Genomic DNA, 23,635 nt, shown 5'->3' with positions numbered 1-23,635 from the left:
CATCGCCTGCCTCTTTTTCTTATACCTCCCCAGTTTACTGGGGAGGGGGACCGCGAGCCTCTTGGCTCGTGGTGGTGGGGTTTCTTGCCTTATTTACTCAATCTCGACCAGCAGCGCTTTATCTGCCACCTGGTCACCGGCCGCCGCATGGACAGCCCTTACCACGCCCGCCATCGGTGCCTTCATGGTGTGTTCAATCTTCATGGCGCCCATGATCAGCAGCTTCTGGCCCTTCTCAACCGTTTCGCCCACGGCGACAAAAACGTCGATAAGCTTGCCCGGCATCGGTGCCTTGACATCGCCGGAAACCACAACCGCCTCGCTGGCTTCCGACTTCAGGTTCAATGGCGACTGCGGCGGCAGGTTGAGCCGCCAGCCGGTGATGTCATTCCATGGCGAGGTCGGATCGGCCTGTGAAGGCGTGATCTCGCTGTCGGGCCAGGGGAGAAGCAACCTGTCCTGATGGCGGGCGATAAAGCCGGTATCGATCTCGGCCGCCAAAAACGCCTCGTCGGACACCACTCGGCGCAGGAAGCCAAGGTTTGTCGCCAGGCCACGCAGTTTCGTCGCGATCAGCGCTTCGCGCATCCGCGCCAATGCCTGTTTGCGGTCATTGCCATGAACCACGATCTTGGCGATCATCGGATCATAAAACGGGCTGACGACGTCCCCTTCCTCAACCGCCGATTCGATGCGCGCCGCCTGCGGGAAATCGAGCCGTTCCAGCGTGCCCGTGGCCGGCAGGAAATCATTCTGCGGGTCTTCGGCATAGAGCCGCGCCTCGATGGCGTGACCGGTGATCGTCAATTCGTCCTGCGTCTTCGGCAAGGGCTCGCCCGCCGCCACGCGCAACTGCCATTCGACCAGATCAAGCCCGGTGATTTCCTCGGTCACCGGATGCTCGACCTGAAGCCGCGTGTTCATCTCCATGAAATAGAAGGGCGCGCCTTCGATGCCTTTCGAGACATCAACGATGAACTCCACCGTGCCCGCGCCGCGATATTTGATGGCCTGCGCCGCCTTCACGGCCGCCTCTCCCATGGCCTGGCGCATGGCTTGCGGCAGGCCCGGCGCCGGGGCTTCTTCGATCACCTTCTGGTGGCGGCGTTGCAGCGAACAGTCGCGCTCGAACAGATGAACGACATGTCCGTGTTCGTCGGCGAAGAGCTGGATTTCGATATGGCGCGGCACCTCGATATATTTCTCGATCAGCACCTTGGGATCGCCAAAGGCATTCAGCCCCTCGCGCTGTGCCGATATCAGCGCATCACTAAAATCCTCCGCCCGGTCGACCCGCCGCATCCCCTTGCCACCGCCCCCGGCCACGGCCTTGATCAACACCGGAAAGCCTATCCGCGCGGCCTCAGCCGCCAGATACTCCGTGTCCTGATCATCGCCATGATAACCGGGTGTTACCGGCACGCCCGCGGCGGTCATCAGCGCCTTGGCGGCCCCTTTCAGGGCCATGGCCCGGATAGCGTCTGGCCGCGGACCGATAAAGACCAGGCTGGCATCCTCGCAGGCTTCCGCGAATTCGGCGTTTTCCGACAGGAAGCCATAGCCGGGGTGGATGGCCTGGGCGCCGGTTTCCAGCGCCACGGCGATGATCCGGTCTCCACGGAGATAGCTGTCACTGGCCGCCGCCGGCCCGATCAACACGGCGCGGTCGGCCTCGCGCACAAAAGCCGCACGCGCATCGGCGTCGGAGTAGACGGCGACGGTCTCAACATTCATCCGCTTGCAGGTACGGATGATACGACGGGCGATTTCCCCGCGATTGGCGATCAGAATGCGTTTGAACATCAGGCCGTCCAGTGGGGTTTGCGTTTGCCAAGGAAGGCGGCAATACCCTCGCGGCCTTCATCGGAGGCGCGGCGCGTGGCGATGCGGTGAGCGGTCAATTCTCCCTTATCGTCCATGCGCGTGATATCACTGATCAGGTCCTTGGCGTCGGCAATGGCTTCCGGACCGCCGGCCAGCAGGGCCTCGACCATCTTGGCGCCCTCGGCTTCCAGCGCGCTTGAGACCTCATGGATCAGGCCAATGCGCAGGGCTTCCGCCGCCGTGAAGCGCTCGCCGGTCAGCATGTAACGCCGTGCCGCCGACTGGCCCACCTTGGCAATGACGAAGGGCGAGATCACCGCCGGGATCAGGCCCAGGCGCACCTCGGTCATGCCGAAACTGACTTCCGGCTGAGCGATCACCACATCGCAGCAGGCGACCAGCCCGACACCGCCGCCCAGCGCCGCGCCGTGGACCAGTCCGACTACCGGCTTCGGGCAGGTATTGAGCGTATCGAACATCTTCGCCAGGGCCAGGGCGTCTTCGCGGTTGGCGTATTCGTCCTGTTCGGCGGCGCGCTTCATCCAGTTGAGATCGGCCCCGGCGCTGAAACTGGCGCCATTGCCGGCCAGAACGATGACGCGCACGCCATCCTGCTTGCCGAGATCGGCGAAGGCGTCGGTCAGTTCGCCGATCATGCCCTCATTGAAGGCATTATGGACGGCGGGGCGATTGAGTGTGACGCGGACAACGCCGCGTTCATCGGCGTCTACGGTGATATCCTGCATGGCTTTCTCCTTTGCCCTACCGCTACGCTGCTTGAGGGCGTTTCCTTTTCGGCGGTTACATCCTGAAGACACCAAACCTGGTGGGGGCAATCGGGGCATTCAATGCGGCGGATAGTCCCAGGCCCAGTACGCGGCGGGTATCCGCGGGGTCGATGACGCCGTCATCCCACAGCCGGGCGGAGGCGTAATAGGGGTGGCCCTGCGCCTCGTAGGTGTCACGGATCGGCGCCTTGAAGGCGGCCTCGTCCTCGGCGCTCCATTGGCCGCCCTTCGCCTCGATGCCGTCGCGCTTCACCGTGGCCAACACATTGGCCGCCTGTTCACCACCCATGACCGAAATCCGTGCATTGGGCCACATCCACAGGAAACGCGGATCATAGGCGCGGCCGCACATGCCGTAGTTTCCGGCGCCATAAGATCCGCCGATGATGACCGTGAATTTCGGTACGTTGGCGCAGGCGACCGCCGTGACCATCTTGGCGCCGTGGCGGGCAATCCCTTCGTTTTCATACTGTCTGCCGACCATAAAGCCTGTGATATTTTGCAGGAAAATCAGCGGGATGCCGCGCTGGCAGCACAATTCTATAAAATGCGCCCCTTTCAGCGCACTTTCGGAAAACAGCACGCCGTTATTGGCGATGATGCCAACCGGATAGCCGTAGAGATGGGCGAAACCGCAGACGAGCGTCTCACCGTAAAGCTTTTTGAATTCATCGAATTCGGAGCCATCGACCAGCCGGGCGATAATCTCACGCACATCGAAAGGCTGGCGCGTGTCGGCGGGGATAATACCGTAAATCTCCTCGGCCTCGTGGAGCGGCTCAACCGCCTGCCGCATTGCCAGCCCGATCTTTTTCGGGCGATTGAGATGACCGACAATGCGGCGGGCAATGCGCAGGGCATCGGCGTCATCGGCCGCCAGATGATCGACCACACCGGAGACGCGCGCATGGACATCGCCGCCGCCAAGATCCTCTGCCGAGACCACTTCCCCTGTGGCCGCCTTGACCAGCGGCGGCCCCGCCAGAAAGATGGTGCCCTGGTTACGGACAATAATCGATTCGTCGCTCATGGCCGGCACATAGGCGCCGCCGGCGGTGCAGGAGCCCATGACCACAGCGATCTGCGGGATATCGCTGGCCGACATCTGCGCCTGGTTAAAGAAGATACGGCCGAAATCGTCCTTGTCCGGAAAGACCTCGTCCTGGTTGGGCAGGTTGGCGCCGCCGGAATCGACCAGATAGACGCAAGGCAGGTTGTTGGTCTGGGCGATCTCCTGTGCCCGCAGGTGCTTCTTGACCGTCAGCGGATAATAGGTGCCGCCCTTTACCGTGGCGTCGTTGCAGACGACGACGCATTCTGTGCCAGAAATCCGGCCGATGCCGGTGACCAGGCCCGCCGCCGGCACCTCGTCATGATAGACCCTGTGCGCCGCCAGGGCGGAAAATTCGAGAAACGACGAGCCCGGATCGATCAACCCGGCAACACGATCGCGGGGCAGAAGCTTGCCGCGCGCCGTATGTTTTTCACGTGCCGATGGCGACCCGCCCTGAGCGATGTGCGCGGTCAGGCTTCGCAGGTCATCCACCAGCGCCTGCATCCGCGCGGCATTGGCGCGAAACTCATCCGAGCCTGTGTCGATCTCGCTTCTGAAGGCGGTCATATGATCCCTGTCTCACGTTTTCAGGGAGGATAGTACGCGCCTGGCCTCAATTGGAAAAATTGATAGTCACAATTCTGTGCATAGACAATATCTATGAATAAACGCCATTGAATAGATTATGGAACTGTACCTTCTGCGCTATTTCCTGGCGGTGGTCGAAACCGGCAGCTTCACCAAGGCGGCGGCCGCTTGCCTGATCACCCAGCCAACGCTTTCGGCCGGAATCAAGCGGCTGGAAGAGCAGTTGGGCGTCGATCTGTTCGTGCGCAACAACAAGCGCGTCTTTCTCACGACGGCCGGTTCGCGCTTTTTGCCGCGCGCCAAGGCGATCCTGCACGAAGTCAATATGGCCGCTGCCGAAATCTCCCGGACCGAAACCGCCGATGTGTTGCGGCTGGGTGTGCTGCAAACCCTGCCGGCAGCCCTGGTGGCGCGTCTGCTGGCCGGCTTCTCGGCGGCACATCCCGGCATCCGTTTCGATCTTTATGACGGCAGCGAACAGGAACTGCTCAATCGCCTCGATGAACGCGGCCTGGATTATGCGCTTTCGCTGCGCCGGGTCGAGGATAACACCAGCCTGCCGCTCTTTGAGGAAGGTTACCAACTGGCGCTGTCTGTCACGCACCGGCTGGCGGGCGAGGCCGTCATACGGGGCGAAGATCTGGCCAATGAGTCGATGATTGTCCGCTCGCGCTGCGAAGTGCTGAGCGAAACCAGCCGTCATTTCACCGATCGCAATGTCCGTCCGCCGCTCGTTTACCGCACGGCTCAGGACGAGCGCGCCCTCAGCATGGTCGGCGCCGGTGTGGGCATCACCGTGATGCCGGATTGCTACCAGGCGCCGGATGTCGTGCGGATTCCCATGCGCGATTTCAATCCGCGCCGCACGGTGGCGCTGTTCTTACCGCGCTTCGCCCTGCCGGATCGCCTGAGCGGCGCGGGCAACGCCTTTCAGCGTTTCGCCGGCGGCTTCTTCGGCCACGCGGGCTGACGCCTGCGGCATCATATAGTCTCGGGTGATCGGCAGGGTATCGAGCCGTTTTGCCAGTTGCACCTGGAAGACCATGAGGTCACCGTAGCGAAAACCGAGTTCGCACCAGCAGAGATAAAATTCCCACATGCGGCAGAAGCGGTCGTCATAGAGGGCGGCGATCTCCTCGCGGTGCGCCAGGAAACGCTCACGCCAGTGCCGCAGGGTCTCGGCATAGTGCAGGCGCAACGGCTCGATATCAGTGATGTATAGCCCGGATTTTTTCGACCGAGTCCGTTATTTCCGATAAACTCGGAATATAACCGCCGGGGAAGATATATTTGTTGAGCCAGGCCGAACGCCCGCCGGTCTTGCCACGCCGACCAATGGTATGGATCAGCGCCACACCGTCGTCCTTCAGCCGGTCGGCCACGGTCTGGAAATAGCCATCAAAACCGGCCAGCCCGACGTGCTCAAACATGCCGACGCTGACAATGCGATCGAACAGGCCGCTGACCTCGCGGTAGTCACACAGCTCGAAGCGCACGCGGGCATTGACACTCGGCGCCAGGGCGCGCTGTTCGGCCACAGCCAGTTGTTCGGTCGAAAGGGTCACACCGGTGACATTGACGCCGGCCTGCTTCGCCAGGTGCAGCGCCATGCCGCCCCAGCCGCAGCCGATATCGAGCACACTCTGGCCCGGCGTGAGATAAAGCTTGTCGGCGATATGGTCCTTCTTGGCGATCTGCGCCTCTTCCAGCGACGCCTGGGGCGACTGAAAATAAGCGCAGGAATACTGCATGTCCTCATCGAGAAACAGACGGTAGAGCTTTTCCGACAGATCATAATGGTGCGCCACATTAGCGCGCGAGGCACTGAGCGAATGGACCGGCAGGAAGCGCTTGATGCCGTGCAGCAGGCGCGACAGCCAGCCACGGTCAGGCGCGTTTTGCAGGTTCAGCCCGATCAGTTCCATCAGGTTCCAGAGGCTGCCTTTTTCAACGATCAGGTCGGCCTCCATGACCGCTTCGCCGAAATAGAGATAAGGATGCAGGCCGATCTTGAAGGCCGTCCAGGGGCTGTTGATCCAGATGGCGACATCCAGATCGGGCCTGTCCGGTATCAAATTGCCGAAAGTAAAGGTCTTGCCGGGATTGATCCGAACAGTCAGCCTGCCTTGCTGAATAAGAGCCTGAAGATATCTTTGCAGCATGGCGATCTCCAACGCTTCTGGGGCGGTAACAGAAGAAAACGGCGGGCGCAAAAAACCGATAGGGTTCACGGTTTGGGAAATAAGGAATTGGTTAAGGCGGAAAGTGTGAAAACTTTTGTGTAAATCGTCATCAAAGGCGTTGACCGGCGAAAAGTTTGCCCCTATAGGTCGCCGCCTTCGCGGAGAAATCGGCGGAGACTACCACCTAAGTAAGTGCCCAGGTGGCGGAATTGGTAGACGCGCTGGCTTCAGGTGCCAGTGGCTTAACGGCCGTGAAGGTTCGAGTCCTTTCCTGGGCACCATCTAGGGGTTCGCGGGTGTCCGCGAAAAATTGAAAAACCCTTTAAAATGTGCTAGTTATAAGACGTTGAGTTCAACTCCGTCCGCTGGAGTCCGCCTGCATTCGCCCTTGTTGGGGGGACTTTTGGGGGGATTTCTCAGCGGTGCGGTCCTGCTTTTAGGACAAACGCAATGGCACTATCTGATACCGCTTTGCGCAATGCGAAGCCCCAAGCGACCAAGTATAAACTTTACGACGACGGCGGACTGTTGGTCGTCGTCACGCCCACCGGCGGGAAGCTCTGGCGGTTCAAGTACCGCTTCGGTGGCGCTGAAAAACAATTATCCCTCGGCGGCTATCCGGACGTGAGCTTGAAAGACGCCAGGGGCGGCGCGACCAAGCCCGATCCCTTATCGCCGATGGCGTCGATCCCGGTCTGGAGAAGAAGAGAAGGCAGACTGCTGCGGCAATTGAAGCAGCAAACACATTCAAGGCCATTGCGGACGAATTTGTAGAAAAGCGGGAGCAAGATGGCCTGGCAGGAGCGACTATGACCAAGCTTCGCTGGTTCAATTCGCTTTTGGAAAAGGATGTTGGCTACCGGCCTGTGACAGCGATAGAGCCCGTGGAGCTTCTGGCGGCCATCAAGAAAATTGAAGGGCTGGGAAACCACGAAACTGCCAAGCGGGTTCGGGCGTTCGCCGCGAGGGTGTTTCGCTATGCCGTGATCACCGGAAGGTGCCGTTTCAACCCGGCTGCCGATCTCGGAGAGGCATTGATCGCCCCGAAGGTCAAACATCACGCCGCGCTTATAGAGCCCGAAGAAGTGGGCCGCCTGCTGCGCGCCATCGACAGATACCGAGGTCACGGTCTTTGCTCCCTGGCGCTTAAGATGTTGCCCCATGTCTTTGTACGTCCGGGAGAACTACGCCACGCTGAATGGGAGGAGTTCGACCTGAATAAAGCCGTCTGGCGCATTCCAGCGGCCAAGATGAAGATGCGCAACGACCATACCGTGCCTCTGTCATCCCAGGTTCTCGCCATCCTGGGCGAAGCGGCGCTGTGCCGAGGTAGGAGCCAGTATGTCTTTCCAGCCGTCAGCTCGTGGCAAAATCCTATGGCTGAAAACACGCTCAATGTCGCACTGAGGCGCATGGGCTTCACGGCGGATGAGATGACCTCGCACGGCTTCAGAAGCACTGCCAGCTCCTTGCTGAACGAATCCGGCCTGTGGTCACCCGATGCGATCGAACGTGCCCTGGCGCACCAGGGCGGCGACGCCGTGCGAGCGATTTATCACAGAGGCAAGCACTGGGACGAGCGTGTGCGGATGGCGCAGTGGTGGTCTGATTACCTTGATGCTTTGAAGAACCAGCCAGTCACAGAAATGAAAACTATAGTTGACAAAACTGCGCAAAGGGCGCATTTTGCCAATGTTTGAAGTGCATCAGACCGAGGAATTTGCCGAGTGGTTGACTGACTTGCGGGATGTCCGGGCCAAGGCCCGTATTGTTGCCCGAGTTACTCGTTTCTCGCTCGGCAATCTTGGAGACGTGAAGCCGGTTGGCGAAGGCGTCAGCGAGGCCCGCATTGATTACGGTCCGGGCTACCGTCTGTATTTCATACAACGAGGCCGCGTGATGATCGTGCTCCTTTGCGGCGGAACCAAGAAAAGTCAGCAGGCCGACATTGAGCAGGCAAAGGTATTGGCGGAGATATACGGATGAAGAAGTCAACGCGAAAATTTGACGCGGCCGAATATCTGGACAGTCCGGAGATGATTGCGGCCTATCTGGAAGCTGCGTTTGAGGAAGGCAATATGGCCCTTATTCGCACGGCTCTTAGCGATGTCGTCCGCGCCAAAGGCGTCCAGGACCTCGCCGAGGCGACCGGCCTCACGCGCGCCGCACTATATAAGGCGGTCGGTGAGAATGGTAACCCGACCTTGTCTACGCTTCTGGCTATGACGAAGGCGCTGGGGGTCAAATTGTCCATCGCGGCTTAACTGTGTTGATTTCCACTTAGAACTGACCCACTTGGCCTCGTAATTTTCACTGAGAATTGACCCATGTGAAACTCCCCTCGTTGTCAGACAGCGAGGGCCTTGGAGTGATAGACATGGCACTATTGAGCGTCATCAGACGCTGGGCTTTCCGTGATCGGATATCGATCCGGGAGATATCGCGGCGGACAGGATTGTCCCGCAACACTATCCGCAGATACCTACGATCTGACGCTGTTGAGCCGAAGTATCGGGTGCCGGACCGGCCCAGTAAGCTGGACCCGTACGCTGAGAAACTGGCGCATTGGCTGAAGATTGAAACTGGCAAGTCTCGCAAGCAAAAGCGCACCATCAAACAGCTCCACGGCGATCTGATTGCCTTGGGTTACGAGGGATCCTATGGTCGTGTGGCGGCTTTTGCGCGGGATTGGAAAGCCAGTCGTTTGCGTGACCAGCAAACAACTGGCCGCGGGACCTTCGTACCCCTGGCCTTCGAGGCCGGCGAAGCCTTCCAGTTCGACTGGAGCGAGGACTGGGCCGTTCTGGGTGGCGAGCGCACCAAGCTTCAGGTAGCCCACTTCAAGCTGGCATACAGCCGGGCCTTCTTCCTCAGGGCCTATCCGCTTCAGACGCATGAGATGCTGTTCGATGCTCATGTCGAAGCCTTCCGCGTGCTGGGCGGGGTGCCGCGGCGGGGTATTTATGACAATATGAGAACGGCGGTCGATAAGATCGGAGTCGGCAAGGCGCGGCAGGTGAACCTGCGCTTCCAGGCGATGGCCAGTCATTATCTGTTCGATGCCGAGTTCTGCAATCCGGCGTCAGGCTGGGAGAAGGGACAGGTCGAGAAGAACGTCCAGGATGCCCGTCACCGGCTATGGATACCGATACCCAGCTTCCCGAACCTGGCGGCTCTGAATGTCTGGCTGGAAGAGCGGTGTATCGCTTACTGGCGGGAAATCCCGCATGGTGAACTGCCGGGGACGATTGCGGATGTCTGGGCGGAAGAGCAGGACTACTTAATGGCGCCCACGCGGCCGTTCGACGGCTTCGTCGAACATACCAAACGGGTGACCCCGACGTGCCTGATCCATTTGGAGCGCAATCGCTACAGCGTGCCGGCCTCGTTCGCCAACCGCCCGGTCAGCGTGCGCGTCTATCCAGATCGCATCGTCGTGGCGGCGGAAGGTCAGATCCTGTGCGAGCATCAACGGATTATAGATCGCAGCCATCATACGCCTGGTCGCACCGTCTACGATTGGCGTCACTATCTGGCGGTGATCCAGCGCAAGCCAGGCGCCCTGCGTAACGGCGCGCCATTCACTGATCTGCCGGAATCCTTCCGGCGGCTTCAGGGGCACCTCCTCAAACGCCCTGGTGGCGATCGGGAAATGGTCGAAATCCTGGCCCTTGTTCTTCAACATGACGAACAGGTCGTCTTGCAAGCCGTTGAGCTGGCACTGGCTGGTGGCGTGCCAACCAAGACACACATCCTGAACCTGCTGCATCGCCTGATCGACGGGACAACGCCGCCCGATACAATCGATGCGCCACAGGCGCTGCGGCTGAGGCAGGAACCCCTGGCTAATGTTGAGCGCTATGATGCCTTGCGCACGGAGGGCCGTCATGCGTCATGATCCCGCCAGTGCGGCCATTATCATCATGCTACGAGCTCTGAAAATGTACGGCATGGCCCAGGCCGCAGGCGAACTGACCGAGCAGGGCTCGCCTGCGTTTGAAAGCGCGATGCCAATCCTGTCCCAGCTTCTGAAGGCCGAAACGGCTGAGCGGGAGGTCAGGTCTATTGCCTATCAGATCAAATCGGCCCGCTTCCCGGCCTACAAAGACCTGTCGGGCTATGACTTTGCTTCCGGTGAGGTCAATGAAGCGCTTGTGCGGCAGTTACATCGATGTGAGTTTATCGACGGTGCGCACAACGTTGTCCTGATCGGGGGACCTGGCACTGGCAAAACCCATGTCGCCACAGCGCTGGGCGTGCAGGCTGTCGAGCATCATCGAAAGAAGGTGCGTTTCTTCTCGACCATCGAACTGGTCAACCTGCTTGAACAGGAAAAGGCCCAGGGCAAGGTCGGCCAAATGGCGGACCGGTTACTCAAGCTCGATATGGTCATCCTCGATGAGCTGGGCTACCTGCCGTTCAGCGCGTCCGGCGGCGCCTTGTTGTTCCACATGCTAAGCCGGCTCTACGAACAGACCAGCGTCGTCATAACCACCAATCTCAGCTTCAGCGAATGGGCGGGTGTGTTCGGCGATGCCAAGATGACCACCGCGCTGCTCGACCGGCTCACGCATCACTGCCATAATCCTTGAAACCGGAAACGACAGCTTCCGCTTCAAGGCAAGCACCGCAACAGTGAAATCGAGAAGGGAGAAAACTGTGACTTGACCCCAACATGACCCATAGGATTATACCTTTTAGGCGGGTCAGTTCTAGGTGAAAATACTGGGTCAGTTCTCGGTGAAAATTAACAGCCATCAAGAAAATCGAGAAGCTGGGAAACCACGAGACCGCGAAACGGGTACCGCTTTGCGCAATGTGCAGCCGCAAGCGAACAAGTAAAATTTTTACGATGACGGGCTTTTGATCGTCATTACGCCGGCAGGGCACCCAATTCGCCGGTGCAAAGGCATTTCACCTTTGCACCGGTCTATGCGGGCTTAGTAGCGGTAATGATCCGGTTTGAACGGGCCATCGACCGGAACACCGATATAGTCGGCCTGTTCCTGGTTCAGGACGGTCAGTTTCGCACCGAGCTTGGCCAGGTGCAGCAGGGCCACCTTTTCATCGAGGTGCTTGGGCAGGGTGTAGACCGACTTGTCATAGGTCTTGCCGTTCACCCATAGTTCGATCTGCGCCAGGGTCTGGTTGGTGAACGAGGCCGACATGACGAAGGACGGGTGGCCCGTGGCATTGCCCAGATTGACCAGGCGGCCTTCGGAGAGGACGATGATCTTCTTGCCGTCCGGGAATTCGACGTGGTGGACCTGCGGCTTGATCTCGTCCCACTTGAAATTGCGCAGGGCCGCGATCTGGATTTCCGAGTCGAAGTGGCCGATGTTGCAGACGATGGCGTTGTGCTTCATCTCGCGCATGTGCTCCAGGCGCAGCACGTCCTTGTTGCCGGTGCAGGTGACGAAGATATCCGCGCTTGAGGCCACTTCCTCGACCGTGCGGACTTCATAGCCTTCCATGGCCGCCTGCAGGGCACAGATCGGATCGACTTCGGTCACGATGACGCGGGCGCCGCCGTTGCGCAGGCTGGCTGCGGAGCCCTTGCCGACATCTCCATAGCCCAGCACGACCGCGACCTTGCCGGCCAGCATGACATCGGTGGCGCGGCGGATGGCATCGACCAAGGATTCTCGGCAACCATAGAGGTTGTCGAACTTCGACTTGGTCACCGAGTCGTTGACATTGATCGCCGGGAAAGGCAGGTCGCCCTTCTGCGCCATGGCGTAGAGGCGGTGAACGCCCGTGGTGGTTTCTTCGGAGACACCCTTGATGGCGTCGCGGATGGCCGAATAGAAGCCGGGCTTTTCCTTGAGGTAGCGCTTCATCACGGTGTAGAGCGCTTCTTCTTCCTCGTTCTGCGGATTATCGAGCAGGGCCGGGTTTTGCTCGGCCTTCGGGCCCAAAACGCAGAGAAGCGTGGCGTCGCCGCCGTCATCGAGGATCAGGTTCGGATAGCCGCCGTCATGCCATTCGAAGATCTTGTGGGCGTAGTCCCAGTATTCTTCCAGGGTTTCGCCCTTGATGGCGAAGACAGGCGTGCCGGCGGCGGCGATGGCGGCGGCGGCATGGTCCTGGGTCGAGAAGATGTTGCACGACGCCCAGCGCACTTCGGCGCCCAGGGCCTGCAGGGTTTCAATCAGCACGGCGGTCTGGATCGTCATGTGCAGCGAACCGGCGATGCGCGCGCCCTTCAGCGGCTTGTCCTTACCGAACTCCTCGCGCGTGGCCATCAGGCCCGGCATTTCGCCCTCGGCGATGTCGATTTCCTTGCGGCCAAAGGCGGCGAGCGAGAGGTCTTTTACAATATAGTCGGCCATGATCAGATTCCGTTTCAAGAGATATGAGACGGCTTATAACGATCCGGCAGCGAATTGGCAATAAACATATAAAGATATCTTTATATGGTGTCGGAAGTCGGTGCCAGCCACAGCCTTCCGGCCGGCACATCCCAGTAGGTATGCAGGCGCCTGAGAACATCGAGGCCGACCGTGACATCGTGTTCCAGCACATTATCGGAAATCTCGGCGGAGAGATCATGGAAAACCACGCCGCCGATATGGATATCGCGGATCGGGCTCAGGGTGAGCGTGCGCAAGCCGTTGATATCGCCGCCCAGGGCCGTGGATTGCTGGCGACCGTCCAGCAGGCCGTTCCGCTTCGCCCAATGCCTTCGCAGGATCAGCGCGGTATTGGCGCCGGTATCGAGACTGGCGCGGACCGGCAGGCCCTCCAGTTGGATATCCACCACCAGAGCGCCTTTCGGGCTGCGCGATAAAGGAATTGGCCTCATGCCGGCGGCGGGGCGCTGGCGTCGGAAACTGGCGCGCTGAGCCGGGCCATCAAGATCGAGCGGAAAGGACGACAGGATATCGCGTCCGATCAGCATATCCGAGGTCAAACCGGCCTGCCGCATCGGCAGGATCATGACCGGCGCCGTGTAGGCCGCATCACCCGCACGGATATGTACCGGCGCACTTTCACCCGCGGTAATCTGGCCGTAAACCGCTTGTCCACGCCGTTCGCTAATAGCGGCCAGACCGAGATTTTCGGCAACCCCGGCATCCATCAGGGTGGCGCTGGCGCCGCAATCGAGAATACCCTGCAAGAATTGGCCGCCCACCATGACCGGCATAATCAGGCCCTCATTAGTCAGGCACAGATCAAAGCCCATGGCTTCCGCGCGAGCCATGGAAGCGGTAAAGCCCAGGGCCGTAAAGGCAGTCATCATCTGGCGGCGGTCTATAATCATGGCCACAGATTATCGCCCGAAATGAGCAGAATTTGGGTGCCGAAATGGCGCATTTGGACTAATCAAGGCGCAAAGCTAAGGATTTGATGATGAACGCAGCCGCTTTTACACTCCGCCACGATTGGTCTAACGACGAGATCGCCGCCCTGTTCGACCTGCCGTTCATGGAACTGGTCTTCCAGGCGGCCACGGTGCATCGCCAGAGCTTTGATCCATCGGAAGTGCAGCTGTCGCAACTGCTTTCCGTAAAAACCGGCGGATGCGCGGAAAACTGCGGCTACTGTTCGCAATCGGCGCATTTTGATACCGGCCTGAAAGCCGGCAAGCTGATGGCGGTTGAAAAGGTGCTCTCCGAAGCGCGGGCCGCGAAAGAGGGCGGGGCGCAGCGTTTCTGCATGGGCGCCGCCTGGCGCGATCTGAAGGACCGTGACGTGCCGGCGCTGGCCGCCATGATCGGCGGGGTCAAGGCGATGGGACTGGAAACCTGCGCGACGCTCGGCATGATTACGCCCGATCAGGCGCAGGCGCTGAAAGACGCCGGCCTCGACTACTACAACCACAACCTCGATACCTCGCCGGAATATTACGACAGCGTCGTCACCACCCGCACCTATCAGGAACGGCTGGACACGCTGCAAGCCGTCTCCGATGTCGGCATGAAGACCTGCTGTGGCGGCATTATGGGCATGGGCGAGGTGCGCGCCGATCGGGTGTCGTTCCTGCATCAGTTGGCCACCCTGCCCCATCACCCGGATCTGATCCCGATCAATAATCTGGTCGTCATTTCCGGCACGCCGCTTGGTGATAAGGTCGGCGCTGACGGCGGCATTTCCGGCATCGAATTTGTCCGCACCATTGCCGTGGCACGCATCCTCTGTCCGAAATCGATGGTGCGCCTTTCGGCCGGCCGCAATGAAATGAGCGAAGAGTTACAGGCGCTGTGTTTTATGGCCGGCGCCAACTCGATCTTTATCGGCGACACCCTCCTGACCACGCCCAATCCGCAACCCGGCACCGACGCCCATCTGTTGCGCGAACTGGGACTGAGGCCGATGGCGAACACGTTGTCATAGAAAATTGACGTTCTGCGTGCTATGCTAACGGCATGAAAAAGAAAAGAAAAGAACGGCTCCCAACACCTCCGCCGCCGAAATCGTCCGCCAGCTCCGCCAGATCTATGATGAAGCCGTGGCCGCGCTCCAGACTGATCTGCAAGCCTATCTCGCCACCCGCCAGAAACCCTCGCGCCCGCTGCGCGATGCCGGGCGCTACTGCTATCCCAAGCTGGCCATCGTCTGGAAAGGCGTGCTGGATGACGAGGACGAGGCCTTGGTGCTCGCCAACCGCCACCCGGAGGTCAATCGCGCCTATGCCCGCTTTTCGCGCCCCGGCACCTATTCCTCCTCGATCACGCGGCCTGATATTTTCGGCGACTATATCGAGGAACAACTCGATCTGCTGATCCGTGACTATGGCGCCGAATGCACCGTATCGCTGTCCGACCAGGAAATCCCCTATCCGTATGTGCTCGATGGCGCCGGGCTTGACCTCAACAGCGTCTCGGCCATAGACCTCTCCCGTCATTTCCCGGCCACCGAACTGGCCCTGATCGGCAATGAAGTGGCCGATGGTATTTCGTTTATCGATGCCGAAGGCCATCATCCCCTGGTGTTATTCGATGGCCTGCGCAGCGATTTTTCCATTGCGCGCCTGAAGCATTATACCGGCACCCCGGCCGAACATACCCAGGGCTATATCCTGCTGACCAATTATAACCGCTATGTCGATGTCTTCGTCGCCTACGCGCTGGAACAGCTCAAAAAGCCGGATAGTCCGTACACCGCGTTGTCCTGCTGCGGCAACTTCACTATCACGAAGGATACGCCCGATCCGGAGGCCCTGATCGCTAGCTCCCCGTGGCGCAAGCACCAGATGCCGGCCTATCACCTGATGGCGCACGGCCGGCAGGGCATTTCGCTGGTCAATATCGGCGTCGGCCCGTCCAATGCCAAGAACATCACCGACCACCTCGCCGTCATGCGACCCCACGCCTGGCTGATGATCGGCCATTGCGGCGGCCTGCGCGCTTCGCAAAGCATCGGCGACTATGTGCTGGCCCACGCTTACCTGCGCGATGACCATGTGATGGACGACGTGCTGCCGATCGAGATTCCCATTCCACCGATCGCCGAAGTGCAGCAGGCCTTCCATCAGGCGGCGGTGCGCGTCACCGGCCAGGATGGCGAAGAGCTGAAAAAGCGCCTGCGCACCGGCACGGTCGTCACCACCGATGATCGCAACTGGGAACTGAAATATTCGCTTTCCGCCCGCCGGTTTTCGCAGTCGCGTGCCATCGCCATCGATATGGAGTCGGCGACCCTGGCAGCGCAGGGTTATCGCTTCCGCGTCCCTTACGGCACGCTCCTGTGCGTCTCCGACAAGCCGCTGCATGGTGAACTGAAACTGCCGGGCCAGGCCAATCATTTCTATGAACGCGCCATCGCCGAACATATCCGGATCGGCATTGAGACGGTCGGCATATTGCGCGACTTCGGCCCGAAGCTTCACAGCCGCAAGCTCAGGGCCTTCGACGAGCCGCCGTTCCGCTAATACAAAAGGAGCGGGTTGCTGTTAAGGCAAACCGCTCCAGTCAGATCAATGGACCTCCATCCATAGGATATAACCGGTGCGGGCGGGCGTCATCTGACGCGGGCTTGTCGACAGGGGCTACATCCTGATATCATTGTGAGCCTTTTGGCCCTCACTATCGAATCAAGTTGCTGTGAATGTTGCCGTTTTCGGCCATCTCTCTCGCTATTGCTGCGCAAAAAAAACTGCCTTACGAGGCGGTGGGCACACGGCTGGAAGGCTGGCTGGACCACGCCTTTGCGGCCGGCTTCCTGTCCGATGGCGGCGCACGCGGCCGGTATAGCTACCTGCTGGCGCAACCCATCGCGGAATCGCATCTCGCCTATGACGATCCGCGCGAAACGGCTGATTTTCTGCGCGAAGCGACCGCCCCCATCACGGCCGATCACCACCGGAGTGATCTGCCGCCCTTTTCCGGCGGACTGGTCGGCATGGCCGCGTTCGAGCTGGGCCTGCGGCTGGAGGGCATGAAGCGCCGACCCTTCCGCATCGAAGGCCGCCAGCCGTGGCCTGAACTGGTCATGCTGTGCTATCCGGCGGTTCTGGCCTTTGATCATCACGAGCGCACCCTGACCGCTATCGGACGCGGCGCCACACTGGCCGAGGCTGAAGCCTCACGCGACGCCCTGGCGGCGCTTTATGCCGCAACCCCCGTTACCGATCCGCAAGATAGACCATTTACCGAAAGACCGCTCGACCTTGAAACACCGGATGAGGTCCACGAGGACAAGGTGGCGGCGCTGGTGCGGCAGATCCACGCCGGCGACCTGTTCCAGGCCAATCTGGCGCGCGGCTGGAGCGGTCGGCTGCAACCAGGCGCCAGCCCCGGCCGGTTGATAGCGGCGCTGCATAACCGCGGGCCGGCGCCTTTCGGCGGCTTCCTGACCCTCGGCGATCGGGCGGTCCTGTCCAACAGTCCGGAACGCTTCATCTCTTTGGATGCTCAGGGCCACCTGGAAACCCGCCCGATCAAGGGCACCCGGCCACGCGGCCGGACACCGGACGAGGACAGCGCCCAGGCCGCCGAGCTTTCCGCCAGCGCGAAAGACCGCGCCGAAAACCTGATGATCGTCGACCTGATGCGCCATGATCTTTCCAAGGTGGCGGAGGTCGGCAGTGTTAGGGTCACGGCGCTGAATGCACTGGAATCCTATCCCAATGTCCACCATCTCGTCTCGACCGTCACGGCACAACTCCGGGCCGGCAAGACCTCTGCCGATGTGCTCACCGCCACCTTCCCGCCCGGCTCGATCTCCGGTGCGCCCAAGGTGCAGGCCATGAAGGTGATCTGTGAAATGGAAGCGGCGCGCGGCCCCTATTGCGGGTCGCTGTTCTTCATCGATGCCGGCGGCGCCATGGACTCAAACGTACTGATCCGCACCCTGGCGCTGGAAAAAGATGAGGCCGGCTGGCATTTTCGCGCGGCGGCTGGCGGCGGCATCGTGGCCGACAGCGACCCGATAGCCGAGCGCTTGGAGACCGAAACCAAGCTATCCCTGATCAGATCGGTTTTGGAGGGTTAGGGGCACAACGGGCAGGTGACTTCCGAGCCATTGCGCGGATGGTGCATGAAGGTGTCCTTGAAGACGGTGCCCGTCTTGAAGAAATTGCCGATGGGTGAATCGTAATCATATTCCACCTCGGTCAGGATCAGGCTTTCGCCGACCGCAATCTGATCGGTCGTAATATCCGTGATCGCCTTGTCACTGTCCGTGTGCTTGGTCCAGTTGGAAGGCTCGCTCCAGTCCACCGTCGCCTTTTTTCGTGCTTTGCATCGTCACCGATGTCAGGCGGATTCTCAGAGAGGTGCCGCTTGTCGGGAAAGGATCCAGCATATTGGCGCCGATCGCCCACAGATCGGTGATATTGGTCGGCGTCAGTGTCTGCGACTGCGCCGCCAGGTCGCCCACCGTGGCGGCCAGATGCGAGACGCGGCGCGCAGCCATCATGCCGAGCGTCAGTTCGGCCATGCCGAGATAAAGCAAGATCAGAACCGGGGCGACCAGTGCGAATTCAATGGCGGAGACGCCACGTCCATCGCCGGCAAAACGTTTGCCAAAGGCTTTCAGCGTGACGAGGCGGTTGAGGCGGCGCAGGGAGATCATGTTAAAACGGCTCGTTTCTGAAAACGGCTTTGGCGGTGACAACCGCATCGTTATTGCCCAGCTTGGACAGGGCGCCATCGAGCAGGGGCGTAATCAGCGGCCACTCGTAATAGACGCGCACCATCTGGATTCTGGAGCCCGGACCGATATTGAAGTTGAAGCTGGATGCCTTGAACTTGCCATCCTCGATCGGCGGGGGCGCATTCGACAGGTCGGCGAAACTGCTGTAGGTCTGGACATCGACCTGAAGGCTGCTGATGCAGTTGCCGCCGAGCCAGCCCATCTTGTCGCAGATCTTCTGCTTGAACTGCTCAACACTGGTATTGGCATTGGTGGTCAGGCCGGTGCGAATATCCCGCGACGCCCTGTCCGTGGCGTTATCGAGCGTGACCGATACCAGGAAGATCAGCGCCAGTTCGGCGCAGGCGCAAATCAGGAAGATCAATGGACCGGCCACAAGGGCGAATTCCACCGCGGTGGAACCGCGCGTGTCTTTCAGGCCCCCAATGGCCCGATGAAGGTCCGCAAGCCTGGCTCGCATGATGGTTTTCGCGCCCCTGTTGTCAAAGTCGCGGCCAGATTACAGGGTCTCGGTCAATAGTCCGTTAAAACCGGTTTACAATTGTCACTGGGGATGGACACAGGGCTTAAGGCGTAACACCCGCTGCCACGGGCGTGCCGAGCGCGACCGGCGAACTGGCGCCGGCATTGCTGCTGCCGCCTTCTTCCGAGGTGCAGATCGTCGAGCAGACCATCAAGGAGGGGGTCAGGCCCTTGTAAACGGTGATGGCCCCCTTTTGCGAGGCGGTGACCACCACCTCGCCATCGAACAGCGGACGGCCCATCTGGTCGGTAATGATGACGCTGGAATTACCGAAGCCCTTGCCGACAATATATACCGTGCGGGAATCGACGACATTGACATCGGCGATATCCGGATTGGCGACAATGACCGAGCCCGCCGCGCCATTCAGCGATATGCGCGCCGAATGGTTTTTCTCAACCACCAGGCGCTGGGCAGCGGAAGCACTCGAAGCGATGCCTGAAGAAATGAAAGCGGCGGCGAGCACAAAGGCCATCACGCCAGTCGATTTGATATTCATGTGTTTCATTATCCAAATGGCTCGTGTTTCGCAGGTCGCCGAAACCGTTTCGGTCCTTTGAGTGTCTTTATAAGGATCATGCGTAAGGTCCGCGTTAGGAAACAGGCTAAATAAGATTTGTTTAAATTTGCTAAACGCAATATTAACGCGAAAAAATACGCATTAATACAATGATAAATATCGTTAAATCAAATTAAGGTTAATTCATTTTAATAGTAACTACAGATTAACTATAGAATAATTTTATTTTCATTTGATTGTTTACTTCACTTTAATCATGGCTTGCTAATTTGATCTCGTGTTCGGGGGCAAATGAGCCGTTTACTCGGTACCCGATACGAAAATGGTTCACTTGCTTTAAAATTATCCAGGAGAAATCACATGACCAAGTTCTTCAATCGCTTTGCCAAGGACGAATCCGGCGCCACCGCCATCGAGTATGGCCTGATCGCCGCTCTGATCGCCGTCGCCCTGATCACCGTTCTGGGTGCTGTTGGCTCCAACCTCGGCCTGACCTTCACGAAGATCCAGACGGCCGTTACGCCGGCGGCCTAAGCCTAAAAGCTTAGTCCTGACGGACTGAAAGTATTCGGGCCGCAGACGAAACACTGTCTGCGGCCCGTTCTTTTTGGCCCCTATACTTGCAGGTGCAGGCAGATGTTCAAGCAATTCCTGGCGGATGAAAGTGGTGCAACAGCAATCGAATACGGCCTGATCGCCGGCCTGATCTTTGTTGCCATCGTCACGGCCATACATCACTATACCGAGGCCACGGGGGTCATGTATAACAAGATCGGGACCGCCGTCGGCGGCGCGACAAACCCCGGCTGATAAGCACTGCTTAACCCGGAGCTGCTACTTACACACGGCCACTCATCCCGTTCGAGGTATTGTCCGTGTCGATAACTATACTGCTGGCCTGTCTGTATCCGATCGCGCTGTTCTGGGCCGCAGTGTCTGACCTCACCACCATGACCATTCCCAACCGCCTGACCCTTGGCCTGGCGGTTCTTTTCGTGCCGGTCGGCCTGCTGGCCCATCTCAGCCTCGCCGGCTGGGGCATCCATCTCGGCCTCGGCCTCGCCGGACTGGTGCTCGGCATGACGCTTTTCGCCCTGCGTTTCATGGGTGGCGGCGACGCCAAGCTGATCGCGGCCGCTTCTTTGTGGCTTGGCCTTCATGGCTTTGTGGCCCTGCTTCTCTATACAGCGATCTTCGGCGGAGTCCTGACCCTGGGCCTGCTGGCCCTGCGCCAGTTCTTCTCGCTTTATGCTCCCAAACTGCCGCACTGGCTCGGCCAGCATCTGGAGCCGAAGGGTGGTATTCCCTATGGCATCGCCATCTGCGTCGGCGGCATCGCCGCCCTGTGGCAGAGCGATTTCATGAGCGGCCTGCTGCCCCTGCCGGCGCTCTAGGTTTGCGGCACCGGATGCCAAAATCCGGAAATCTCCATGAATCTAAAGAATTATGCGTCCGCATACTTTCTTTAGGTGAACGTTAACTAACCTTAAGCGAAGATTCCTTAAGTTCAATTTCGCAGATGATTTGGCCCGCATGACGCGGATTGCCGGATTTTCTCAGAGTCAGATTTTCTCAGGGGATATGGGGTCAATGAAGACGTCACGCTACGCCGTTATCGGTCTCGCGGCCATCGCGGCGCTGATCCTGGCCTTTCTGGTGCGCGGCATGATGGCCGGCAGCGGATCGCACAAGGCCGAAGCCTCCGTCCAGGCGCCGCCGGCGCAACCGACCGTCCGTGTGCTTGTCGCCGCCCGCGATCTGCCCGCCGGTGCCCGTATCACCGAAGCCGATCTCAATTGGCAGGACTGGCCGGTCAATACCCTCAATCCCGCCTACATTGTCGATGGCGGCGCGCCCGCCGCCGCGGCTCCGGCCGCCGGCAGCGAAGACGCAACGGCAAAGAAGGGCGACCCTAAGGATGGCCCCGTCGCCGTCAAGAAGCCCGCCAGCGAGCTGGTCCAGGCGGTCGCCGACAAGGTGGCCCCGTCTCCCACCAAGGAAGCCTATGTCGGCGGCGTGACGCGCGAAGCCATTCTCGCTAATGAACCGATCATCGACGCCAAGATCGTCCGCGCCGACGAAGGCGGCTACATGGCCGTCATGCTCAGCCCCGGTATGCGCGCCCTGGCCGTACCGGTGAGCGTCGATAATACCGCCGGCGGCTTCATCCTGCCCGGCGACCGTGTCGATATCCTCGTCACCCACCAGACGCCGCGCACGACAGGCGGCGGCACGATCGATTCGGTCCAGCCGGTCCTGCGCAATATCCGCGTGCTGGCCATCGATCAGCAAGTCAATGTCGAAGAAGGCAAGCAGAGCGTTATCGGCGCTACTGCCACGCTCGAAGTATCGCCCTCTGACGGTCAGGTCGTTACCCTGGCCAAGGCATCCGGCACCCTGTCCCTGATGCTGCGTTCCTATGCCGATGCGGCCGGTCCGTCCGGCGCGGTGGCCGCTGCGCCCACCGGCGCCGGCGACAAATCGGTGCGCGTCTTCCGACCCGACCAGACCACAGAGGTAATGGTGTCACGATGATTTCTCTCACCCGTCCCCTTGCCACAAAAGCGGGCCTGAGCGCCGCGGTTCTGGTGTGTTTCCTTGGCGCGGCATCCGTTTCAGCGGAGCCGCGCACCTACGCATCCGCCGGCGGCCTTCAGGTCCATACGCAAACCGCGTCGGTCAAGACTCAGGTTCTGAACCTGTCCAAGGGCCGGTCGGCGGTCATCGACCTGCCGGTCGATGCCAGCGATGTCTTCGTCTCCAATCCCGCCGTCGCCGATGCCGTGCTGCGCACACCGCGCCGCATCTTCGTGCTGGGCGTGGCCAATGGCCAGTCCGACGCCATCTTCTTCGACGGCATGGGCCGCCAGATCCTCAACCTGTCGATCATCGTCGATGCCCCGACTGACGGCCTGGCCGATGCCGTCCAGCGCCTCTTCCCCGGCACCCATGTCGAGGTCCAGAGCGTCAATGGCCATGTCGTCTTGTCCGGTATCGCGCACGATGCCGGCGAATCCGACCAGATCGGCCGTCTGGCCGCCAGCTTCGCCGGCTCTCCCGATAATGTGCTCAACCTGATGACCATCGCCGGCAAGGACCAGGTGACGCTCAAGGTGCGCATTGTCGAGGTCAACCGTTCGTCGATCAAGCAACTGGGGCTGTCCAGTTCCATCACCTATAATGACGGCACCAAATCCTATTCGTTTGGCCGTCCCAATACCTACGGCGCCAATGGCAGCTATCAGGGTGGCAAGGGCCTTTGTTATGGCCAGGCCAAGACCGCGACCTTTGACGGCTCCACGACCACCACAACCACGAACGGCGGCACGACCACCACGGTTACCAATGCCGGCAAGCTGGCCAACGGCACCAGCAGCGATGCCTGCCTTGAAGCGTTTGAACATGCCGGCCTGGCCCGCACCCTGGCTGAACCCAACCTGACGGCGGTTTCCGGCGAGTCGGCCAAGTTCCTCGGCCGGCGGCGAATTCCCGGTGCCGACCGGCGAAGACGACCAGGGCCGGGTCACAATCGAGTTCAAGCCCTTTGGCGTCGGCCTCGGCTTCACGCCGGTCGTGCTTTCGGGCGGCCGCATCTCGCTCAAGATGTCGACCGAGGTCTCTGAACTGACCAATACTGGCGCCTTTACCGTGACAGGCGGCGTCACAATCCCGGCGCTCAGCGTCCGCCGCGCCGAAACCACGGTCGAGATGCAGTCCGGCTCATCGCTGATGATCGCCGGCCTGTTGCAGTCGAAATTCAAGGAAAGCCTCGATTCCCTGCCGGGCATGACCTCCCTGCCGGTCCTGGGCTCGCTGTTCCGCTCGCGTGACTTCCTCAATGACGAGACCGAAATGGTCGTGCTGGTCACGCCCTATATCGTCGACCCCACCAATCCCGACGCCATGCAGACCCCGGCCGACAACCTCCAGGCCGCCGGCGACATGAGCGCCACCTTCATGGGCACGCTCAACAAGATCATCAAACCGGCCGCCGCCGCTTCCGGACAGGCCGCCGCCGAGCCTTATCAGGCGCCCGTCGGCTACGTGATTGAATAG

At 60.1% G+C, this 23,635-nt stretch carries 22 protein-coding genes, 1 tRNA gene and 4 pseudogenes; 17 read left to right on the top strand and 10 right to left on the bottom strand.

The features are described from left to right. Positions 1–93: 93 nt before the first annotated feature. From NVV72_08150 to NVV72_08140, 3 genes are read right to left on the bottom strand one after another with little or no spacing between them, the layout of a single operon-like run. A complete protein-coding gene (locus tag NVV72_08150) occupies positions 94–1,803 on the bottom strand; it encodes an acetyl/propionyl/methylcrotonyl-CoA carboxylase subunit alpha (protein ID MCR6659301.1) in 1,710 nt (569 codons plus the stop codon). After that, positions 1,803–2,570: an enoyl-CoA hydratase-related protein gene (locus NVV72_08145; GenBank protein MCR6659300.1), complete on the bottom strand. Its 768-nt coding sequence runs from the start codon at positions 2,568–2,570 to the stop codon at positions 1,803–1,805. The genes NVV72_08150 and NVV72_08145 overlap by 1 nt, the downstream gene beginning before the upstream one ends. Before the next feature lie 55 nt (positions 2,571–2,625). Further along, entirely contained in the window at positions 2,626–4,233 is a 1,608-nt protein-coding gene (locus tag NVV72_08140) for a methylcrotonoyl-CoA carboxylase (GenBank protein ID MCR6659299.1), read from the bottom strand. A gap of 118 nt (positions 4,234–4,351) precedes the next feature. On the opposite strand from NVV72_08140, the gene NVV72_08135 reads away from it, so the two are divergent. After that, positions 4,352–5,224, top strand: coding sequence for a LysR family transcriptional regulator (locus tag NVV72_08135; protein MCR6659298.1), 873 nt, complete (start codon positions 4,352–4,354; stop codon positions 5,222–5,224). Here the strand turns inward: NVV72_08135 and NVV72_08130 are convergent. Further along, a pseudogene (locus tag NVV72_08130) lies at positions 5,135–6,179 on the bottom strand (cyclopropane-fatty-acyl-phospholipid synthase family protein). The gene NVV72_08135 and the pseudogene NVV72_08130 overlap by 90 nt on opposite strands. A gap of 452 nt (positions 6,180–6,631) precedes the next feature. On the opposite strand from NVV72_08130, the gene NVV72_08125 reads away from it, so the two are divergent. From NVV72_08125 to istB, 7 genes and pseudogenes are all read left to right on the top strand, one after another. Beyond that, positions 6,632–6,718: transfer RNA gene (locus tag NVV72_08125), tRNA-Leu, on the top strand. A 169-nt stretch (positions 6,719–6,887) separates the two neighbouring features. After that, positions 6,888–7,211: an Arm DNA-binding domain-containing protein gene (locus NVV72_08120; protein MCR6659297.1), complete on the top strand. Its 324-nt coding sequence runs from the start codon at positions 6,888–6,890 to the stop codon at positions 7,209–7,211. Positions 7,212–7,246: 35 nt separating this feature from the next. Next, entirely contained in the window at positions 7,247–8,137 is an 891-nt protein-coding gene (locus NVV72_08115; GenBank protein ID MCR6659296.1) for a site-specific integrase, read from the top strand. Then, on the top strand, positions 8,130–8,423 hold the full coding sequence (locus NVV72_08110; protein MCR6659295.1) for a type II toxin-antitoxin system RelE/ParE family toxin: 294 nt from the start codon (positions 8,130–8,132) through the stop codon (positions 8,421–8,423). Before NVV72_08115 ends, NVV72_08110 begins: the two co-directional genes overlap by 8 nt. Beyond that, positions 8,420–8,701 carry a putative addiction module antidote protein gene (locus NVV72_08105; GenBank protein MCR6659294.1) on the top strand — a complete coding sequence of 94 codons (282 nt, stop codon included), beginning with the start codon at positions 8,420–8,422 and terminating at the stop codon, positions 8,699–8,701. The genes NVV72_08110 and NVV72_08105 overlap by 4 nt, the downstream gene beginning before the upstream one ends. Before the next feature lie 113 nt (positions 8,702–8,814). After that, entirely contained in the window at positions 8,815–10,335 is a 1,521-nt protein-coding gene (istA, locus tag NVV72_08100) for an IS21 family transposase (GenBank protein ID MCR6659293.1), read from the top strand. After that, a pseudogene (istB, locus tag NVV72_08095) lies at positions 10,325–11,105 on the top strand (IS21-like element helper ATPase IstB). Before istA ends, istB begins: the two are co-directional and overlap by 11 nt. A gap of 272 nt (positions 11,106–11,377) precedes the next feature. Here the strand turns inward: istB and ahcY are convergent. Continuing rightward, a complete protein-coding gene (gene ahcY, locus NVV72_08090) occupies positions 11,378–12,769 on the bottom strand; it encodes an adenosylhomocysteinase (GenBank protein ID MCR6659292.1) in 1,392 nt (463 codons plus the stop codon). An 80-nt stretch (positions 12,770–12,849) separates the two neighbouring features. After that, on the bottom strand, positions 12,850–13,701 hold the full coding sequence (locus tag NVV72_08085) for an aspartyl protease family protein (GenBank protein ID MCR6659291.1): 852 nt from the start codon (positions 13,699–13,701) through the stop codon (positions 12,850–12,852). An 89-nt stretch (positions 13,702–13,790) separates the two neighbouring features. On the opposite strand from NVV72_08085, the gene bioB reads away from it, so the two are divergent. The 3 genes and pseudogenes from bioB (at position 13,791) to NVV72_08070 (ending at position 17,873) form a co-directional block, all read left to right on the top strand. After that, complete coding sequence (gene bioB / locus NVV72_08080; GenBank protein ID MCR6659290.1) at positions 13,791–14,774, top strand: biotin synthase BioB; 984 nt, start codon at positions 13,791–13,793, stop codon at positions 14,772–14,774. Positions 14,775–14,808: 34 nt separating this feature from the next. Beyond that, positions 14,809–16,311: pseudogene (locus NVV72_08075) on the top strand (AMP nucleosidase). 176 nt (positions 16,312–16,487) lie between these two features. Further along, positions 16,488–17,873, top strand: coding sequence for an anthranilate synthase component I family protein (locus tag NVV72_08070; GenBank protein MCR6659289.1), 1,386 nt, complete (start codon positions 16,488–16,490; stop codon positions 17,871–17,873). Here the strand turns inward: NVV72_08070 and NVV72_08065 are convergent. The 4 genes from NVV72_08065 to NVV72_08050 all read right to left on the bottom strand — a co-directional run bounded on the left by NVV72_08065 (position 17,870) and on the right by NVV72_08050 (position 19,558). After that, positions 17,870–18,100 carry a hypothetical protein gene (locus NVV72_08065; protein ID MCR6659288.1) on the bottom strand — a complete coding sequence of 77 codons (231 nt, stop codon included), beginning with the start codon at positions 18,098–18,100 and terminating at the stop codon, positions 17,870–17,872. The genes NVV72_08070 and NVV72_08065 overlap by 4 nt on opposite strands. After that, complete coding sequence (locus NVV72_08060; protein MCR6659287.1) at positions 18,054–18,455, bottom strand: pilus assembly protein; 402 nt, start codon at positions 18,453–18,455, stop codon at positions 18,054–18,056. The genes NVV72_08065 and NVV72_08060 overlap by 47 nt, the downstream gene beginning before the upstream one ends. A 1-nt stretch (position 18,456) precedes the next feature. Beyond that, positions 18,457–18,996 (bottom strand): pilus assembly protein, encoded by a 540-nt coding sequence (locus tag NVV72_08055; GenBank protein MCR6659286.1) that lies wholly within the window; start codon positions 18,994–18,996, stop codon positions 18,457–18,459. A 106-nt stretch (positions 18,997–19,102) separates the two neighbouring features. Beyond that, on the bottom strand, positions 19,103–19,558 hold the full coding sequence (locus NVV72_08050) for a pilus assembly protein N-terminal domain-containing protein (protein MCR6659285.1): 456 nt from the start codon (positions 19,556–19,558) through the stop codon (positions 19,103–19,105). 381 nt (positions 19,559–19,939) lie between these two features. Here NVV72_08050 and NVV72_08045 point away from each other — a divergent pair, with 381 nt between their 5' ends. The 6 genes and pseudogenes from NVV72_08045 (at position 19,940) to NVV72_08020 (ending at position 23,635) form a co-directional block, all read left to right on the top strand. Next, a complete protein-coding gene (locus NVV72_08045; protein ID MCR6659284.1) occupies positions 19,940–20,113 on the top strand; it encodes a Flp family type IVb pilin in 174 nt (57 codons plus the stop codon). A 102-nt stretch (positions 20,114–20,215) separates the two neighbouring features. Next, positions 20,216–20,353 (top strand): annotated as a pseudogene (locus NVV72_08040) (Flp family type IVb pilin). Positions 20,354–20,454: 101 nt separating this feature from the next. Continuing rightward, complete coding sequence (locus NVV72_08035) at positions 20,455–20,973, top strand: prepilin peptidase (protein ID MCR6659283.1); 519 nt, start codon at positions 20,455–20,457, stop codon at positions 20,971–20,973. Positions 20,974–21,169: 196 nt separating this feature from the next. Next, on the top strand, positions 21,170–22,114 hold the full coding sequence (gene cpaB / locus NVV72_08030; protein MCR6659282.1) for a Flp pilus assembly protein CpaB: 945 nt from the start codon (positions 21,170–21,172) through the stop codon (positions 22,112–22,114). Beyond that, positions 22,111–23,202, top strand: coding sequence for a pilus assembly protein N-terminal domain-containing protein (locus NVV72_08025; protein ID MCR6659281.1), 1,092 nt, complete (start codon positions 22,111–22,113; stop codon positions 23,200–23,202). Before cpaB ends, NVV72_08025 begins: the two co-directional genes overlap by 4 nt. Next, positions 23,108–23,635, top strand: coding sequence for a hypothetical protein (locus tag NVV72_08020; GenBank protein MCR6659280.1), 528 nt, complete (start codon positions 23,108–23,110; stop codon positions 23,633–23,635). Before NVV72_08025 ends, NVV72_08020 begins: the two co-directional genes overlap by 95 nt.

It is taken from the genome of Asticcacaulis sp. (assembly GCA_024707255.1).
Taxonomy (GTDB): domain Bacteria; phylum Pseudomonadota; class Alphaproteobacteria; order Caulobacterales; family Caulobacteraceae; genus Asticcacaulis.
This window is presented reverse-complemented; position numbering and strand designations above follow the sequence as displayed.

Excerpts from the sequence above, each read along its gene's own strand:
- NVV72_08110 (MCR6659295.1), top strand. The coding sequence starts at position 8,130 with ATGTTTGAAGTGCATCAGACCGAGGAATTTGCCGAGTGGTTGACTGAC.
- NVV72_08060 (MCR6659287.1), bottom strand. The coding sequence starts at position 18,455 with ATGATCTCCCTGCGCCGCCTCAACCGCCTCGTCACGCTGAAAGCCTTT.
- NVV72_08140 (MCR6659299.1), bottom strand. The coding sequence starts at position 4,233 with ATGACCGCCTTCAGAAGCGAGATCGACACAGGCTCGGATGAGTTTCGC.
- NVV72_08025 (MCR6659281.1), top strand. The coding sequence starts at position 22,111 with ATGATTTCTCTCACCCGTCCCCTTGCCACAAAAGCGGGCCTGAGCGCC.
- NVV72_08135 (MCR6659298.1), top strand. The coding sequence starts at position 4,352 with ATGGAACTGTACCTTCTGCGCTATTTCCTGGCGGTGGTCGAAACCGGC.
- NVV72_08050 (MCR6659285.1), bottom strand. The coding sequence starts at position 19,558 with ATGAATATCAAATCGACTGGCGTGATGGCCTTTGTGCTCGCCGCCGCT.
- cpaB (MCR6659282.1), top strand. The coding sequence starts at position 21,170 with ATGAAGACGTCACGCTACGCCGTTATCGGTCTCGCGGCCATCGCGGCG.
- NVV72_08145 (MCR6659300.1), bottom strand. The coding sequence starts at position 2,570 with ATGCAGGATATCACCGTAGACGCCGATGAACGCGGCGTTGTCCGCGTC.
- NVV72_08085 (MCR6659291.1), bottom strand. The coding sequence starts at position 13,701 with ATGATTATAGACCGCCGCCAGATGATGACTGCCTTTACGGCCCTGGGC.
- NVV72_08055 (MCR6659286.1), bottom strand. The coding sequence starts at position 18,996 with ATGCGAGCCAGGCTTGCGGACCTTCATCGGGCCATTGGGGGCCTGAAA.
- NVV72_08120 (MCR6659297.1), top strand. The coding sequence starts at position 6,888 with ATGGCACTATCTGATACCGCTTTGCGCAATGCGAAGCCCCAAGCGACC.
- ahcY (MCR6659292.1), bottom strand. The coding sequence starts at position 12,769 with ATGGCCGACTATATTGTAAAAGACCTCTCGCTCGCCGCCTTTGGCCGC.
- NVV72_08045 (MCR6659284.1), top strand. The coding sequence starts at position 19,940 with ATGACCAAGTTCTTCAATCGCTTTGCCAAGGACGAATCCGGCGCCACC.
- bioB (MCR6659290.1), top strand. The coding sequence starts at position 13,791 with ATGAACGCAGCCGCTTTTACACTCCGCCACGATTGGTCTAACGACGAG.
- istA (MCR6659293.1), top strand. The coding sequence starts at position 8,815 with ATGGCACTATTGAGCGTCATCAGACGCTGGGCTTTCCGTGATCGGATA.
- NVV72_08070 (MCR6659289.1), top strand. The coding sequence starts at position 16,488 with ATGTTGCCGTTTTCGGCCATCTCTCTCGCTATTGCTGCGCAAAAAAAA.
- NVV72_08115 (MCR6659296.1), top strand. The coding sequence starts at position 7,247 with ATGACCAAGCTTCGCTGGTTCAATTCGCTTTTGGAAAAGGATGTTGGC.
- NVV72_08105 (MCR6659294.1), top strand. The coding sequence starts at position 8,420 with ATGAAGAAGTCAACGCGAAAATTTGACGCGGCCGAATATCTGGACAGT.
- NVV72_08150 (MCR6659301.1), bottom strand. The coding sequence starts at position 1,803 with ATGTTCAAACGCATTCTGATCGCCAATCGCGGGGAAATCGCCCGTCGT.